The 16,485-nt window shown below is 63.7% G+C and carries 10 protein-coding genes; all 10 read right to left on the bottom strand.

Going from position 1 to position 16,485, the window contains the following annotated elements; genetic code table 11:
- Window positions 1-25: 25 nt before the first annotated feature.
- Window positions 26-949: a sugar kinase gene (locus tag GJ698_RS24200; RefSeq protein WP_154360423.1), complete on the bottom strand. Its 924-nt coding sequence runs from the start codon at window positions 947-949 to the stop codon at window positions 26-28.
- Window positions 946-2,493: a 2-isopropylmalate synthase gene (locus GJ698_RS24205; protein WP_154360424.1), complete on the bottom strand. Its 1,548-nt coding sequence runs from the start codon at window positions 2,491-2,493 to the stop codon at window positions 946-948. The genes GJ698_RS24200 and GJ698_RS24205 overlap by 4 nt, the downstream gene beginning before the upstream one ends.
- Before the next feature lie 67 nt (window positions 2,494-2,560).
- Window positions 2,561-3,433: a CDP-diacylglycerol--serine O-phosphatidyltransferase gene (gene pssA / locus GJ698_RS24210; protein WP_154360425.1), complete on the bottom strand. Its 873-nt coding sequence runs from the start codon at window positions 3,431-3,433 to the stop codon at window positions 2,561-2,563.
- A 104-nt stretch (window positions 3,434-3,537) separates the two neighbouring features.
- Window positions 3,538-4,302 (bottom strand): SIMPL domain-containing protein, encoded by a 765-nt coding sequence (locus GJ698_RS24215; protein WP_154360426.1) that lies wholly within the window; start codon window positions 4,300-4,302, stop codon window positions 3,538-3,540.
- Window positions 4,303-4,358: 56 nt separating this feature from the next.
- Complete coding sequence (locus GJ698_RS24220) at window positions 4,359-5,117, bottom strand: SIMPL domain-containing protein (protein ID WP_154360427.1); 759 nt, start codon at window positions 5,115-5,117, stop codon at window positions 4,359-4,361.
- Window positions 5,118-5,212: 95 nt separating this feature from the next.
- Window positions 5,213-7,642 carry a GH92 family glycosyl hydrolase gene (locus tag GJ698_RS24225; RefSeq protein ID WP_154360428.1) on the bottom strand — a complete coding sequence of 810 codons (2,430 nt, stop codon included), beginning with the start codon at window positions 7,640-7,642 and terminating at the stop codon, window positions 5,213-5,215.
- A 16-nt stretch (window positions 7,643-7,658) separates the two neighbouring features.
- Complete coding sequence (locus GJ698_RS24230) at window positions 7,659-10,328, bottom strand: beta-mannosidase (protein ID WP_229260148.1); 2,670 nt, start codon at window positions 10,326-10,328, stop codon at window positions 7,659-7,661.
- Entirely contained in the window at window positions 10,292-11,812 is a 1,521-nt protein-coding gene (locus GJ698_RS24235; RefSeq protein ID WP_154360429.1) for a tryptophan halogenase family protein, read from the bottom strand. The genes GJ698_RS24230 and GJ698_RS24235 overlap by 37 nt, the downstream gene beginning before the upstream one ends.
- 90 nt (window positions 11,813-11,902) lie before the next feature.
- Window positions 11,903-14,995: a TonB-dependent receptor gene (locus tag GJ698_RS24240; RefSeq protein ID WP_229260149.1), complete on the bottom strand. Its 3,093-nt coding sequence runs from the start codon at window positions 14,993-14,995 to the stop codon at window positions 11,903-11,905.
- Window positions 14,996-15,251: 256 nt separating this feature from the next.
- On the bottom strand, window positions 15,252-15,971 hold the full coding sequence (locus GJ698_RS24245) for a carbohydrate-binding family 9-like protein (protein WP_208023875.1): 720 nt from the start codon (window positions 15,969-15,971) through the stop codon (window positions 15,252-15,254).
- Window positions 15,972-16,485: the final 514 nt, after the last annotated feature.

Consider the following 16,485-nt stretch of genomic DNA (forward strand, 5'->3'; position numbering starts at 1 on the left):
GAATGCTTCGGCGTGGAGCGAAGTATCAGGCCAGCGCCGCGCGTACCTGCGCCGCCGTCGGAATCGGCGCCACCGCACCATGGCCCAGCGTCGACAGCCCGGCGGCCGCATTCGCATAGCGCACCGCGTCGCCCAGTGCATCGCCGGCCGCCAGCCGCGCCAGCAGGCTGCCATCGAAGCAATCGCCAGCGCCGGTGGCGTCCACCGCCTGCACCGCGCGTGCGGCGGCCAGTTGCGGCTGCGCGCCCTGCTCCGCATACCATGCGCCGGTAGAACCGGCCTTCAACACCACCGTATGTGCGCCATGCGCACGCGCCCATGCGAAGATCGCCGGTACATCATCGGTGCCCGCCAGCGCCACCGCCTCATCAAGGCTGGGCAGGAACAGATCGGTCATCGCGATCGTGGCGCAGATGGTCGCGCGGGCGCGCGCCAGCGGCCACAGGGACAAACGCAGATTCGGATCGAAACTCACCTTGCCGCCGGCCGCGCGCGCGGTCTCGATGGCGGCGAACACGGTATCGCAAGCACCGGCCGAAATGGCCTGCGAGATGCCCGAGACATGCAGCCAGCGCGTGCGCCCCGCCGCGCTCAAGTCCATGGTCTGCGGCTGCATGCGGCTGGCCGCCGAACCGGCGCGCAGATAGCTGAACGCATGCCCTTCCGGCCCGTGATTGACGAAATACAGCCCGGTCGGCGCCTGCGGATCGCGCGCCACCGCGCTGACGTCCACGCCCTCCGCCTGCCACAGATCCAGCAGCATGCGGCCAAAATGGTCTTCGCCGACGCGGCTCAGGTAAGCCGTGCGCGCTCCCTGGCGGCTGGCCGCGATCACCGCGTTGGACGTATCGCCGCCAAAACCCTGGCGGTACAACGGTTCGCTGGACTTGGCCTGGTTGAACTCGACCATCGCCTCGCCCAGCGCCACCACATCAAATTGCTCACTCATGGCTGCGGATTCACTCGCTCTATCTTCGAATGCAGCTTGTTCAGCGCCGACAGGTAGGCCTTGGCCGACGCCACGATAATGTCCGGGTCGGCGCCAACGCCGTTGACGATACGCCCCTCTTTCGACAGGCGCATCGTCACCTCGCCCTGCGACTGCGTACCGGTGCTGATGGCGTTCACCGAGAACAGCACCAGCTCCGCGCCGCTTCCTACTTCGCCCTCGATCGCATTGACGGTCGCGTCGACCGGGCCATCGCCCCGTCCTTCGCTGACGTGCTCCTCGCCATCGATGTGGAATACCACTTTCGCCGACGGCGTCTCGCCGCTGGCCGAGCGCTGCTCCAGCGCGATGAAGCGGTAAAACTCGCTCTCCTGCGACTGCTGCTCGTCCGACACCAGCGCCAGGATGTCCTCGTCAAAAATCTCCGACTTGCGGTCCGCCAGCTCCTTGAAGCGCGCGAACGCGGCGTTGACTTCGGTCTCCGATTCCAGGTCGATGCCCAGTTCCTGCAAGCGCTGCTTGAACGCATTGCGGCCGGACAGCTTGCCCAGCACGATCTTGGTGGCGGTCCAGCCGACATCCTCGGCGCGCATGATCTCGTAGGTCTCGCGCGACTTCAGCATGCCGTCCTGGTGGATGCCCGAGGCGTGCGCAAACGCGTTCGCGCCCACCACCGCCTTGTTGGGCTGCACCGCGAAACCGGTAATCTGCGACACCATCTTGGACGCCGCCACGATCTGCGTGGTGTCGATGCCGCATTCCAGGTTGTAGTAGCCGCCGCGTGTGCGCAGCGCCATCACCACTTCTTCCAGCGCGGTGTTGCCGGCGCGCTCGCCGAGGCCATTGATGGTGCACTCGACCTGCCGCGCGCCGCCGATCATCACACCGGCCAGCGAATTGGCCACCGCCAGCCCCAGGTCGTTATGGCAGTGCACTGACCACACGGCCTTGTCGGAATTGGGAATGCGTTCGCGCAGGCGGCGGATGGTTTCGCCGAAAATCTCCGGCACCGCATAGCCCACCGTGTCGGGGAAATTGATGGTGGTCGCGCCTTCGGCGATCACGCCTTCCAGCACGCGACACAGGAAATCCTCGTCCGAGCGGCTGCCGTCCTCCGGGCTGAATTCGATATCGTCCGTGTACTGGCGGGCGAAGCGCACCGCATTGCAGGCCTGCGTCAGCACCTGCTCCGGCAGCATGCGCAGCTTGGCCTCCATGTGCAGCCTGGAGGTGGCGATGAAGGTATGGATGCGTTTGCGCTCGGCCGGCGCCAGCGCCTCGGCGGCGCGGGCGATGTCGCGGTCATTGGCGCGCGACAGCGAACAGATGGTCGATTCGCGCACCACCGATGCGATCGCCTTGATGGACTCGAAATCGCCGGGAGACGCGGCGGCGAAGCCGGCCTCGATGACGTCGACGCGCAAGCGCTCCAGCTGCTTGGCGATGCGGACTTTTTCGTCCCGGGTCATCGAGGCGCCCGGCGATTGCTCGCCGTCGCGCAGGGTGGTGTCGAAGATGATCAGGCGGTTGGATGAGTTGCTCATGATAGCTCCGTGGCTTATGCTCAGTTGCTTCGTTGCTGGAATCTCAGTGCCCACCGCACTGCGGTGTTTAGTGCCGTTCGCTCGGGTCGTCGCTTTCCATCTCGGTCTGGATCAGGCTGACCTTCTTGCCCTTGGCCGCCCGCCATGCCGCGACCACATAGCCGGACAAGCCGTAGACCGCAAACAGCGGCCACAGGGTCGCCGCCGGCTTGATGGCGATCAGCGCCAGGCCCAGCGCGATCAGGAACACGCCGATGAACGGCACCGGCTTGCGGAAGTTCACGTCCTTGAAACTATAGAACGGCACGTTGCTGACCATGGTCAGGCCCGCGAACACGGCGATGCCCCACGATATCCAGCCCATGTCCAGCCCCGACACTTCCAGGTCCAGCATCATCAGGATGAAACCGGCCACCAGCGCCGCGGCCGACGGCGACGGCATGCCCTGGAAGTAGCGCTTGTCCACCACTTCGATATTGGTGTTGAAGCGGGCCAGGCGCAAGGCGGCGCCGGCGCAGTAAACAAACGCCGCGATCCAGCCCAGCTTGCCCAGGCCGCGCAGCGACCATTCGTACATCACCAGCGCCGGTGCCGCGCCGAAGGACACCATGTCCGACAGCGAATCGTATTGCGCGCCGAATTCGCTCTGCGTGTTGGTCAGGCGGGCGACGCGGCCATCCAGGCCGTCCAGCACCATGGCGATGAAGATCGCCCAGGCGGCATGCTCGAATTTCTGGTTCATCGCCATGACGATGGCGTAGAAACCGCAGAACAGCGCGGCGGTGGTGAAGGCGTTCGGCAGCAGATAAATGCCGCGGTGGCGCGGCCGGTCGAGATCCTCTCCGCGGGCGCGACGCGCAAAACGGCTGAAGCGCGACGTTTTGGGCACCTTGACTTGGGCTGCGCTACCTTTGGCGCGGCGGCGGGGGAAATTGGGCATAGCGGTCCGTTTCTCTCATTATCTGGTTATTGCGCCATCATTATAGAGGAGCCGCCCGTAAAAAAGGGGATGGCGCGCCATCGCCCTATTCTGCCCAATTTTGCCTATTTGAAGCGCACTTTGCCCACCAGGCGCATTTGCAGCGTGGTGTCGCCCGGTTCGAAGCTCGGTTCGACCACCTGCCCCGGCGCTGGCGGGGCCGCCGGCGGGGCGGCGTAGGCCAGCGCGCGCGCGCCGGTCACCTCCACCCGGTTGCTGTAGTTGCCGGAGCCTTCGAAATCGACCGTATCGAGCACGGCGTCGCCGACATTGCGGCCCATGGCGACAGCGATGGCGTTGATGCGCTCATTCAGGTTCAGATAGGTGGCGGCGATGCGTTCGTCGTCCATCTTCCTGGTGGTGGCCGGCGACAGGCTGAAATGCAGGTTATTCAGGCTTAACACACTTTGCGCCGAGGCCACGGTTTTCGGCAGGCTGTCCAGATTGGTGGTGACCAGCTGCACGCTCTGGCCGACGCGCCAGGCGGTGGGCACGCGCGGCTTGCGCGGCTGGCCGGGCACCGGCGCCGGTTCTTCAGGATAGACCGGATAGGTGTAATAGTTCTGGGTTTTCAGCGTGGCTTTGGGATCGGCCTTCTTCAACACCTCAAGGCCCTGCTTCATCTTGGTGTTGACGCGCGAGGCGGCAACCGTCTTGTCCTTGTCGACCTCTTCCACCGACAGGGTGGCGGTGGCCTGGTCGTTCACGTGCGTGACTTCGCCAAAGGCCGGCACCACCACCAGCGTGCCGGCGGTCGGCAGGGTTTGCAACGGAGCGGCGTGCGCGGCGACCGCACACGCCGTCAGGGCGGCGACAACGAGGTATTTCATTGCAAGCTCCAGTTAAGAAAAAAACAAACTTTACCTCAACTGGCGCCGCGCACAACTTATTTGAAGCGAACCTTGCCGACCAGTTGCATCTGCAGGGTGGTTTCGCCCGGTTCGAAGCTTGGCTCGGCCACTTCGGCCGTGTCGGCCGACTTCATGCGCATCATCATCGGCGCCGCCGCAGGGCGGGCTTCGGTGTAGTTGCCCGAACCTTCGAAATCGACGGTGTCCAGCACGGCGTCGCCGACCTTGCGGCCCATGGCGTTGGCGATCGAGGCGATGCGCTCGTTCAGGTTCTTGTAGGTGGCGGCGATGCGCTGGTCATCCAGCTGTTTGGTGGTTTCCGGCTTCAGGCCGAAGTTGATGCTGTTCAGCGTCAGGATCTTCTGCGCGGCGGCGACGGTTTTCGGCAGCTTGTCCAGGCTGGTGGTGGTCACTTCCAGATACTGGCCCACGCGCCAGGCGGTCGGCACGCGCTGCTTGGCCGGGCGGCCATTCGGCAGCACCACTTCTTCCGGATAGACCGGATAAGTGTAATAGCCCTGGGTTTTGAGGCTGGCTTGCGGATCCTCTTTCTTGACGATCTCCAGGCCCTGCTTCATCTTGGTATTGACGCGCGACGCGGCGGCAGCCTTGTCCTTGTCCTGCTCTTCAACGGCCAGCAGCACGACGGCCTGGTCGTTGACGTGTTTGACTTCGCCATATGCGGGCACCACCACCAGCGTGCCGGTGGTGGGCAGTTCATTAGGAGCGGCGTGCGCAGCCAGCGCGATGGACGTGATTGCAGCGACGGCAGCGAAATTTCTCATGATGCTCATGCGGGCTCCTTAGTTAACGTTACAAGGTTACAACTGCCCGCACTTTACATGAATTTACAAACCGCACCTGTAAGACATGGTGAGAGTTTGTAACATTAGTTTTTCAGCCCGGCCGGCGCTTGCGGCAGGTCGCGGCCACGGGTGCCCCAGCCTGCGGTATCGGCTTGCGGCGTCAGGCGGTAGCCCAGGATGCCGCCGGCTTGCAACTGATCCCAGTCCAACCAGACGCGCGACACCGGCTGGTTGCCCCAGCTGACCGATTTGACGAAGCGGCGCTCGCCCGGCTTGGCGTCCGGCGCTTCGATGCGCAACAGGCGGCCTTGCGGCAGATCGATCTCGGCACGCGAGAAGCGCGGCGCGTGCAGCAGGAAGCGGCCGCTGCCCGGTGCGTCCGGGTACAGGCCCAGCGCGCTGAACAGATACCAGGCCGACATGGTGCCCAGGTCGTCGTTGCCGGTTACGCCGCTCGGGCCGTTGCCGAACAGGGTTTCGGCGGCACGCAGCACGGTGGTGGTTTTCCACGGCTGGCCCATCAGGGTGTAGACCCACGGTGCGTGCAGGTCAGGCTCGTTGTTCGGGTTGTAGCGGAACTGGCTGTAATAGCTGTACGGACCCACTACCCACGATTTGCGCACCGCTTGCGGATCGGCCAGCAAGGCGTCGTAGTCGAAGAACAGGTCCAGGCGTTGCAGCGCCTTGGCTGGTCCGCCCATTGCTTCGGCCAGGCCAGGGATGTCCTGACGCACCAGCCACTGGTATTGCCAGCCGGTGCCTTCATGGAAGCCGCGCTCGCTGCGTGGATCGTAGCTGCCATCGACGTCGGAGAACCATTCACCGCCGATCAGTCGTGGACGCGGGAAGCCGCTCAAGCCGGTCTCCTTGTCCTGGGCTTTCGGATCCCATATCTTGCGCCAGTTCAGCGCGCGCTGCGACAGCAGTTGCGCATCCTCGGTGTGGCCCAGCGCCTTGGCCATGGTGGCCAGCGCGCCGTCACCGACAGCGTATTCCAGCGTCGACGAGGCGCCGTGGTGCGGATCGACGTCCATGCCTTTCGACGGGAAGCTGCGGTCGTACTGCACGAAGCCCTGGCTCAGGTAGTTCAGATTGCCGGCGCGGCCTTGCGCGCGGATGTTATGCGGCGGCACGCCGAAGGCGTTTTCGCGCAGCGCGGTGTAGGCCTCAGCTTCGCGGCCCTTCAGGGCACCGTAGCGCCACAGGTCGACCAGGAACGGCGTCACCGGATCGCCGGTCATGATGTTGGTCTCGAAGTTGGCATAGCCCCAGCGTGGCAGCCAGCCGCCCTGCTCGCGGATCTTCAGCACCGAGTTGCCGATGTCGCGCGCGCGCTCAGGACGCAGCAGCGCCAGCAACTGGTTCTGCGCGCGGTAGGTGTCCCACAGCGAGAAGAACTCGTAGTAAGTCCAGTCCTTGGCGGTGTGGACGGCGTTGTCGTAGCCGCGATAGCGGCCATCGGCGTCGTTGCCGGTCAGGGGCTGCAGCAGCGCGTGGTACAGCGCGGTGTAGAACACGGTGCGGTCGTCGTTGCTGCCGCCCTGGATGCGCACGCTGCTCAGTTCACGCTGCCAGACTGATTGCGCCTGCGTGCGCATGGCCTCAAAGCTCATCGGACGGCCGTTGGCCATGCCTTCGGCTTTCAGGTTGGCGCGCGCGCCTTCGATGTCGACGTGCGAGATCGCGCTGACGGCGGTTACTGCCTTGCCGGATTTGAGGTCGAAGGTCAGCCACACGCCGTGCGGGCGGGCTTCGCCCTGCTGGCTCGGACCTTTGGCGCCGGCCCAGCCGCCGCGATCGTCCCAGATGCCGTGCGTGGTAAACGGCTGGTCGAAGGTGATGCGGAACCAGGTGGTGTACTGCGCGCCGCCGCAGAAGCTCTTGGTGGTGATCTGGCCTTCGACGCTGCGGTCGTCCACCACGGTCACTTCGCTGCCGATCACGGAATGGCGCTCGTTGGCCTGGCCCAGGTTGAGCAGCACATTGCCGCTGGTGGCGTTGGCGGCAAAGGTGTAGCGCTCGGCGGCGGCGCGGGTCAGCGCGGTGGCCTCGGCGGTGATGCCGCCGTAGCTGGTCAGCTGCACCTTGTAGTAGCCGGCCTGGCCGACTTCACCGTCGTGGCTGTATTCGGCGGCGTATTTTTTGTAATCGAAGCTGCCTGGCTTGGCGGTATCGAAATCGCCGCCGGGTCCGATCTTGCCGGTGACCGGCAGCACTTGCAACTGGCCACCCTGCTCCCAGCAGCCGGCGCCGGACAGGTAGGAGTGGCCGAAACCGCGAATATGGCTGTCGCTGTAGCGCCAGCCGGCGTAGTGCTCGCCGGTCGGGCCGACCTGGATCATGCCGAATGGGGCCGAGGCGCCGGGGAAGGTGTTGCCTTCATCCTGGGTGCCGATGAAGGTGTTGACCGGTGTCGTGTTGGCTGGCACTGGGGTGGCCGCGATGGCGGGCAGTGTCAGCGCGGCCAGCAGCGTGCAGGCTGCCACACGAGACGGGATGGGGAATACGGACATGAAGCTATCTCCTTTTTTAGTGGTCGTCGGCCAGTGAACGCACGCGCAATACCTTGCGCAGCGTCGCCAGGCTGGCCTTGGATGAAACATGCAGCAACACGCTTTCACCCGGCAGCAGTGTCAATGCATTGTCAGAAACATCGGCGTCGGCATCGCCGAAATCGATCCAGACGGCGCGCGCGAATTTGGCGGCGCTCAGGTCGAGCATGTAGCCTTTGCCATCTGCGCGCAATTGCGCGTGCAGGCCTGCGTCCGGCCAGTGCATCTCCTTGGCCGGCTTGAAATATACCGTGCCGCGCGAAGCTGGCTCGCCATCGGCCTGCAGGTCGAAGACGGCGACGGTGGAGGCCGGATCGGCGGCGCCCAGCAAGGCGGCGTCGGTGTAATCGGCCAGCCTGGTTGACGACAGGGGCGCCAGCTCGACCTGTTTGCGTTCGTCGCGCAGCTGCTTGCCGTCGAGGCTCAGCAACCGCAGGCGCAGCTCGCCGCGCACGGCATGCGTGCGGTCGTTGAGCAGGTTGAGCGAGGTATTGCCTTGCGGCGTGCGCAGCGCGGCCACCGCCACCGGCGCATAGAAGCGGCGCGCATGGAACTGCAGGGCTTTCCAGCGGCCGAACCAGTCCACGCTGGACCACGAGGCGCCCGGCCACACGTCGTTCAGTTGCCAGTACAGCGAACCCATGGTGAACGGCCGGCTGGCGCGATGGTGCAGCGCCGCCAGTTCGATGCCCTCGGCCTGCGCGGCCTGGCTCAGGTAGACGAAGGACGCAAAATCCCTGGTTTCTCCGAACTCGTAGTCCACGTATTTCATCACCCGCTCGTTGCCTTTACCGGCCAGGAACTTCTGGTGCGCCTCGATCACCGGCGTGGCGATGCCCTGCTCACCACGCTTGGCGAAGGCGTCGATGGTACGTTGCACCGGCCAGGCCTGCAAGCCGTATTCGGACATGAAGCGCGGCGTAATCTCCAGGTACTTGGACGGCGGATGCGCCGGGTTGCCCCACACTTCCCAGTAATGCATGTCGCCGCTGGCCGGGGTGTTGGCCACTTCGGCCAGATCATCGCTCGGCGAGCTGGCCCAGTAGGCGATACCGCCGCCCTCTTCCGCCACCACCTTGCGCAGGTCGGCGCCGAACAGCTGAACGTAGCCTTTCCATACCTTGTCGCCGAAGGCCGGATCGGCCCTGGTCAGCTCCTGGCCCGGTCCCCAGTATTTCCAGGCGATTTCTTCCTCGTTATTGCCGCACCAGAGCGCCAGGCTTGGATGGTTGCGCAGGCGGCGCACATTGTCGCGCGCTTCGGCGACCACGTTGGCGCGGAAGGCGTCGTCATACGCAGGCGGCATGCCGCCGCCGAACATGAAGTCCTGCCAGACCAGCAGGCCCAGTTCGTCGGCCAGGTCGAAGAAGTCGTCGCTCTCGTAGTAGCCGCCGCCCCAGCTGCGCAGGAAGTTCATATTGGCGTCACGCGCCGATTGCAGCACGCGGCGCAGCTGCGCCTTGGTCACGCGCGGCTGGAACATATCGAAGGGAATGCTGTTGGCGCCCTTGGCGAACACCGGAATGCCATTCACGGCAAAGTAGAAGCTGCGGCCCTTGTCGTCCGGTTCGCGGCGCAGTTCGATGCTGCGCAGGCCGGTGCGCGCGCTGGCCTTGCCTTCGCCGAGTTCCAGCTCGTAGCGGTACAGCGGCTGCGCGCCATAGCCATTCGGGAACCAGCGTTGCGGATGATCGATATGCAGCGGCAGTTCGATGCGGTTGTCGCCGGCATGCAAGGCGGTGCGTTGTTGTGCGGCCAGCGTGCGCTTGCCGTCCGGCGCCGTCTGCCACAGCCGCAGGTCGAACTCGCCGTCGCGCACGGCGTCGGCCGAGACGATGGCGGCGATGTCGGCGCGCGCTTCGTCCACGTGGTCCTGGCGCAGCTGCAGGTTATCGACGCGCAGCGCGTCCCAACTTTGCAGCACGACCGGCTTCCAGATGCCGGCGGTGACGTAGCGCGGTCCCCAGTCCCAGCCGTAGTGGTAACCGGGCTTGCGCGCGAAGTTGCCGGTCATCGCATCCTTCGGCTCATCGCCGTAGGGCGACGGATAATTGCCGGCCAGCTTGAGCGGCATGGCCTGTACCTGCGGCAGCAGCTTGGCGATCGGCGAGCGCAGCACGATGCGCAGCTCATTGCCCTTGGCGCGCAACTTACCCTGCACCGGCACGCGCCAGGTACGGAAGGCGTTGTCGGCGGCCAGCAGCTGGCTGCCATTGAGCCAGACTTCCGCGAAGGTATCCAAGCCGTCGAACACCAGGTCGCTGCGGGCGTTTTTCAGCGCCGTGGCTGGCGCATCGAAGCGGGTGCGGTATTCCCAATCGGCCAGGCCTATCCATTGCAGGCCGGCTTCGGCCGCACCGACGTAGGGATCAGGTATCAGCTTGTTGGCGAACAGATCGGTATGCACGGTGCCCGGCACTTTCGCCGAGCGCCACGATGCGGCTTGCGGATGCGCGGCCAGTTGCGTATTGCCGGGCAGCAGCCGGAAAGTCCAGCCCTGGTCAATGACCAGCCGATCCGGCGCCGCAGCGGCCGCGCCAACGGCGACCGCCAGGCACACGCCGAGCATCAGCCGCAGCCACTGCGGCGCACCTGTCAGCAAAGGCGTGCTCATGGCGCCGGCGCCTTCCAGTAGCGGTTGATCCATTCCTGATGCGTCGGCATGGCGGCGACAGCGTGGGCCAGCATGCGCTCCATGCCCTCGACCTGCTCGATGATCTTGGCTTCCGGCATTTCATCAACGATGGGATGGTAGCTTTGCGGCACAATGCGCTGCCCCAGCATCACCTGCACCCAGCTTGGCAGCGCGAAGAAATCGTCGCCGTTGCGGAAGTAGCGGCCATCGGCGCGGAACAGGTCAACCGCTTCGCGCAGGCTATCCGGAATCGGCATGGTGCGGCAGTAGTCCCAGAACGGCGTGTCGTTGCGCTCGGTCGCGTTGTAATGCAGGATCAGGAAATCGCGCACGCGCTCGTATTCGAAGGCGGATTCCTGGTTGTAGCGTTCCATCAGCAGCGGATTGAAATCGCGGTGCGGGAACATGCTCAGCAGGCGGGTGATGCCCGATTGCGCCAGATAGATGCTGGTCGATTCCAGCGGTTCCAGGAAGCCGCTGGCCAGCCCCAGCGCCACCACGTTCTTGTTCCAGAACTTGCGGCGCATGCCGGTTGTAAAGCGTAACTGACGTGGCTCGCCCAGCGCTTCGCTGTCGAGATTGGCCAGCAGCGTCGCGGCGGCTTCGTCGTCGCTGATGTATTTGCTGGAATACACATAGCCATTGCCGATGCGGTGCTGCAGCGGGATGCGCCACTGCCAGCCGGCCTTCTGCGCGCTGGCGCGGGTATACGGCGTGATCGGGTCGACGCTGGCGCTCGGCACCGCCAGCGCGCTATCGCACGGCAGCCAGTGCGACCAGTCGACATAGCCGGTCTTCAGCGTCTGTTCGATCAGCAGGCCGCGAAAGCCGGAACAGTCGATGAACAGTTCGCCGTCCACCACCTGGCCGCTTTCCAGCGTCACCGATTCGATATAGCCGTCATCGGCGCGCTGCTGGACGCTGACGATCTTGCCTTCGATGCGCTGCACGCCACGCTGCTCGGCCAGCTCGCGCAGATAGCGCGCGTACAAGGTGGCGTCGAAATGGTAGGCGTAGGCGATGTCCGCCAATGGCGAACCCGGCGCGGCGTTATGGTCGCGCGGTGCGAACTTGCCCTGCGGCGCCATCACCGTTTGCGGCGTGTAGGCGCCGATCGGCGCGGCGCGGCCGGAGTGGAACAGCTTGAGCCAGAACTGGTGGAACGGCAGCGGCCCCATCGCGCGGCCGATGGCGCCGAAACCGTGAATATAACTGTCGCCGATGCGGCCCCAGTCGTTGAATTGAATGCCGAGCTTGATCGTGCCCTGCGTACGTTTGACGAATTCAGCCTCGTCGATGCCCAGCCATTGGCCGTTGAACAGGCGGATGTGCGGCACGCTGGCCTCGCCGACGCCGACGATGCCGATCTCTTCCGATTCGATCAGGCGGATACTGGCGCCCTTGCCCAGGTAGGTGGCAAGCGCCGTGGCGGCCATCCAGCCGGCGCTGCCGCCGCCGACGATGGTAATGCTGTTGATGCGGTTGTTCGTAGTCATACGGGCGCCCAAAGAAGACGGCTTTGCCGGGAGGGAGGCAAAGCCGTTAAAGACACTTCCCCGTCCGGCGGGACGGGGAAGGATCGGAGCTTAGAACTTGTAGTTCGCGCCAAAGTACGCGATGCGGCCGGCGTAGCTGTTGGAGTAGAAGCGGTTCTTGGTGTCGCTGCCCAGATGCGAGCTCGACTCTTCCTTGGTCACGTTCAGCACCGAAGCGGTGAAGCTCAGCTGCTTGGTGTAGTTGTAGGCCACGTTCAGGTCGATCTGGCTGTACGGATCGCGATAGATGTTCAGGCCGTTGATCAGGCCATCCACCACTTCGCCGCGACGGTTGTACGAGGCACGCGCCAGGAAGGTGTCGGTTTCGTAGAACACCGTCACGTTGCCCTGGTTCTTGGCGCTGCCGACCAGCGGCGACTTGCCGAGTTCGGTGCCATCGCCCAGCGTGATCGCCGCCTGGTTGGTTTTGTTGTAGGTGTAGTTGACCTGGAAGCCAATACCCATGTCCAGCGTGTGCTGTGCATACAGTTCGATACCCTGCGACACGCCGTTACGGCCGCCGGCGGTGGTCGAATAGTTCTGCACCGTCACGGTCTGACCGCCCACCGTCTGCGGCACATTCAGCACCACAGGTACCGAGAAGTTGCTGACGTTTTTGCGGAACAGGCCGGCGCCCAGCACCGAGCCGCGGTGGAAGTACCACTCCAGGCCCAGGTCGAACTGGTTGGCCTTGTACGGCTCCAGTTCCTTGTTGCTGCCCGAACCGTACCAGCCCTGCTGGTCGCCGCCACCGATCAGACGGCGGTCGTTGACGTATTCCTGGCTGTAGTACTGCAGGCCGCCTGGGTAGGCGATGTCGTTGTAGCTAGGACGCGCCACCACTTTGGAAGCAGCGGCACGCAACAGCAGCGTGTCGGTCAGGTCGAACGCCAGGTTGATACTTGGCAGCACGTCGGTGTAGGTACGGTCCAGCGAGCTGACCGCGAACGACTTGGTGTGCGCGATGCTGTCCGGCAGCGTGGTGAAGCCGCTGATGCAACCGGAACCGGAAGGCGCGCCGATCGCTGGCGCGCCGCCCGCCTGGCAAGGCGCCGGATTGCCGTCGGCGCCATCGAAGAAGTAATCGCTGTAGTTGTCGACCTGGTCCGTCGAATCCGCATGCTGCTTGGTGCGCACCACGCGCAGACCGACGTTGCCGCGCAGGCGGTCCGCCTTGATGTTGGCTTGCACGTAGGCCGAGGCGATCTTCTCCTTGACGTTGTAGACGAAGTTGTCTTCGTTACGGGTCTGCATGGCGCCGTAGGTCTGGTTCAGGTACGACACATAGGCCGGGAAGTTAATCGCCGGGAAGGCGCTGGCGTTGATGCCGCCCGCCAGGTTGCCCAGCGACTGGCTGTACAGGAACTGCGGCTGGAACTTGTTGGCGGTCGGATCGCAACCTGCCTGGTAGCGGTTGTCGTAGTTGGTGGCGTCGGTGCCCTTGCACGCCCAGTAGTTGTTACCGGTGCTGCGGTGGGTGCCGCCGTCACGGTATTTACCGCCGAACATGATGGAATCGAGCCAGCCCTTGTCGGTGTGCCAGGTGGCGTCGGCCTGGGCGTACTTCTGCTCGGTGCTGTTGCGGGTCCACGACGACTGGGTCGAACCGAGGTCGATCTCGCCGATGCCTTTTTGCAGGTTGGCCATCAGCTCCGGCGAGAAGTTCATGGTTGGCGTGCCGTTCAGGCTCCACGAACTGGCGTAGTTACCCAGGGTCCAGCTGCCGTCGGCATTCTGCACGCGCGGCTTGATCGGCATGGTGAATTGCAGTTCAGGACCACCGCCGGCCCAGGTGCGGCCAGCCTTGAAGCTGGCGTCCACCGACTGGCCGCGCCATTCGGCTTCGATGTCGGCGGTCTGCGACAGCGCTTTCTCGCGGTTGTAGCTGCCGGTGATCTGCGGCGTCGGGATGGTGCAATCGTCCGGGCCCCAGCCTCCTGGTTTCTGGCCGCCTGCGGCTGCCGCCGCTTCGCTGCAATAGTAGGTCTTGCCGGTGTGGGCGCTGTATTGCGCGCCGGTGACGATGGTGCCGCTCTTGTCGAACGTCAGGCCATCGAGCATGCGGCCGCCCGGCCAGTTGCCGTCGCCGTTGTAGCGCGCCAGGTTCCACTCGGGGATCTTCAGCGTGTTGGTCTGCGAGTCCTGCGACAGGTCGAAGCGGAAGTAGTTACCGGTCAGCGTCAGGTTACGCACCGGCTTGAATTGCAGCGTCAGCTGGCCGCCCTTGCGCTCACGCTCCTCGGTCTTGACGTCGAAGTTGACCGAGGTCGGCATCATGAAGTTGGTGTAGTACTTGCCGCTCTGGTCGTAGAAGCCCGATTCGCCCCACCAGTAGCTGTTCATCTTCGATGGCTTGCCGTTGACGTCGGTGGCCGGATGCGCGGTATTGTCGTCGCTGTACCACTTCCAGTCTTCGGTGCTGGCGCCCATGGTGCGCGTGGTGCGCTTCTGCTGCGTGTAGCCGACCAGCACGCCGAAGCGGTTCTGCTCGTCGTGCCAGGCGTATTGGCCGGAGAACTGGCCGTCGGTTTTCTTGGTGGTGTCGGCCCAGGTGCCTTCGGCCGAGACGAAGCCGCTGCCGGACTTGACGTCCAGCGGGCGACGGGTGTGCAGGATCACGGTGCCGCCGATGCCGCCTTCGTCGATGCGCGCTTCCGGCGTCTTGAACAGCTCGGCGCTACCCAGCATATTGGATGGCATCAGCGTGTAGTTGAACGAGCGTGTCGGATCGCCGTTGGACTCGGCGGTGGCGATGTAGTTGCCGTTCAACTGGGTCAGCGTCAGTTCCGACGACAGGCCGCGCACGCTGACGTTCTTGCCCTCGCCGCCGCTGCGGTCGATGATCACGCCCGGCACGCGCTGCAGCGCGTCGGCCACGTTCTTGTCGGGGAATTTGCCGATGTCTTCGGCGGTGACCACTTCGACGATCGAATTGGCGTCGCGCTTCTGGTCGAGGCTTTTCTCGATCGCGTAGCGGTAGCCGGTGACGACGACGACCTTGTCAGCGTCGGCCTTCGGGTCCGGCGTGGCTGGCGCGGTGGTCTGGGCCTGCGCGCTCAGCGTCAGCAGCGCGGCGCCCACCGCCATGGCGATCGGTGTGGCGCGGCAGCGTAAATGCCGGGAAGTGTGGTGGAAAGCGGTCATGTGGTCATCTCCTTGGTTATGCCCGATTTTGGGCTTGTTATAAGTGGGTGGCTGCCGGGTGTTTTACTAAACGCCGGAGATCGCCTGCATGTCGTTGGACATCGCATTCACCCGTTGAAATTTATACAAAGGAACTTCATACGGCTCAACCAGTTTCCAAACATGGCGCGAAGTTTAGTTTGATTTACTAAACTGGCATGAGGCCGTTTTACGACACTTGCCTTGCATGCGGCGCGAAGCGCTAAACACGCATCGGCTAGTTTTTCTGCGTTGTGGTCTGCTCCAGAAAGTGCAGGAAGCCCCAGCGCTCCGGCACGTGCATATCGATCACGCCTTGCGGCGACCAGACCCAGTTGTCTTCATTGGGTTTGCCGGCGGTCCACTCCACGCGGCTGAAATTGATACGCCAGGTGGTGCCGTCGCGCGGCTTCGGCAACGCTTGCCGCGAGGCGAACGCGCTCAGCGGATAGGCGATTTCCACGGTCCAGCCGCGGTCGCTGTCGGTCGATTTGTTCAGTGTGCCCTGCACGGCGATGGCGGACTTCAGGCCCTGGATGTCCCAGTTGTTGTCGGGTTGGCCGTTCTGGTTGTAGGGCTTGGGCAGAAACAGATCCCAGCCGGTGTTCAGCGCGTTGATCTCGAATTCGTAATAGCTGTCGGTGGCCGGCAAGGGCTTGATGAAGACCTCGAAGTCGTTGTCCTTGAAGATCACAGAGTCATGCTGCGTCAGCGTGGCTTTGACGTCCGGCTCTTCCAGTTCGGCGGCGATGTAGAGGTAGTGGTCGTCCCACAGCATCTTGACACGCGTGCGGAACTTGGGACGCGGCTTGCTGTCGCCTTCGATATCCACGAAGTCAGCGGTCCACGGCGCGTTGCGCCATGCCGCATCATCGAGCTTGCCGTCGATGTGGATCGGAGCGGAGGCGCGCAGGCACGGATAGGACAGCGGCGCCGACATACCTGCCGTGGCAGACATGACAGCACCCAGCCCGGCGCCCAACAACACAGCACACCCCGTCTTCGTCATCCAGGAACTCCTTGCATATAACTAATGACGTTATAACAAGAAGCTTCATGCGCACTCAACAAACTTTCAATTTCCGGCTGAATTTAGTGATTTTTACTAAACATTGGTGTCATGAACTAAAAAATCTGCATAAGAGTCACCCTGATTTGCATCAATATCTCTCACCTCGATACAGGGCTAACATTGCAGTTGGCCGTTAACCAACCTAAAATTCGATCATGTGGATCACATACGATCCCGTCAAACGTGACCAGACGCTAGCCTCACGCGGCTTGGATTTCGCAGATGCCTCAATCGTTCTTGGCGGCCGGCACTTCATCACTTCGGACACAAGAATGTTGATTTGCACCGAAAACTGACCCACTTAGCCGCATAATTTGCATCGAAAATTGACCCACGTTTAGCACACAATCCTACTTATCTGAATGAGTAGGGGATCGGAGTGATTGACGTGGCATTACTA

The organism is Duganella aquatilis, from assembly GCF_009674565.1.
In the GTDB taxonomy this organism is placed as follows: domain Bacteria; phylum Pseudomonadota; class Gammaproteobacteria; order Burkholderiales; family Burkholderiaceae_D; genus Rugamonas; species Rugamonas aquatilis.

Excerpts from the sequence above, each read along its gene's own strand:
- GJ698_RS24200 (WP_154360423.1), bottom strand. The coding sequence starts at position 949 with ATGAGTGAGCAATTTGATGTGGTGGCGCTGGGCGAGGCGATGGTCGAG.
- GJ698_RS24205 (WP_154360424.1), bottom strand. The coding sequence starts at position 2,493 with ATGAGCAACTCATCCAACCGCCTGATCATCTTCGACACCACCCTGCGC.
- pssA (WP_154360425.1), bottom strand. The coding sequence starts at position 3,433 with ATGCCCAATTTCCCCCGCCGCCGCGCCAAAGGTAGCGCAGCCCAAGTC.
- GJ698_RS24215 (WP_154360426.1), bottom strand. The coding sequence starts at position 4,302 with ATGAAATACCTCGTTGTCGCCGCCCTGACGGCGTGTGCGGTCGCCGCG.
- GJ698_RS24220 (WP_154360427.1), bottom strand. The coding sequence starts at position 5,117 with ATGAGCATCATGAGAAATTTCGCTGCCGTCGCTGCAATCACGTCCATC.
- GJ698_RS24225 (WP_154360428.1), bottom strand. The coding sequence starts at position 7,642 with ATGTCCGTATTCCCCATCCCGTCTCGTGTGGCAGCCTGCACGCTGCTG.
- GJ698_RS24230 (WP_229260148.1), bottom strand. The coding sequence starts at position 10,328 with ATGGATCAACCGCTACTGGAAGGCGCCGGCGCCATGAGCACGCCTTTG.
- GJ698_RS24235 (WP_154360429.1), bottom strand. The coding sequence starts at position 11,812 with ATGACTACGAACAACCGCATCAACAGCATTACCATCGTCGGCGGCGGC.
- GJ698_RS24240 (WP_229260149.1), bottom strand. The coding sequence starts at position 14,995 with ATGACCGCTTTCCACCACACTTCCCGGCATTTACGCTGCCGCGCCACA.
- GJ698_RS24245 (WP_208023875.1), bottom strand. The coding sequence starts at position 15,971 with ATGTCTGCCACGGCAGGTATGTCGGCGCCGCTGTCCTATCCGTGCCTG.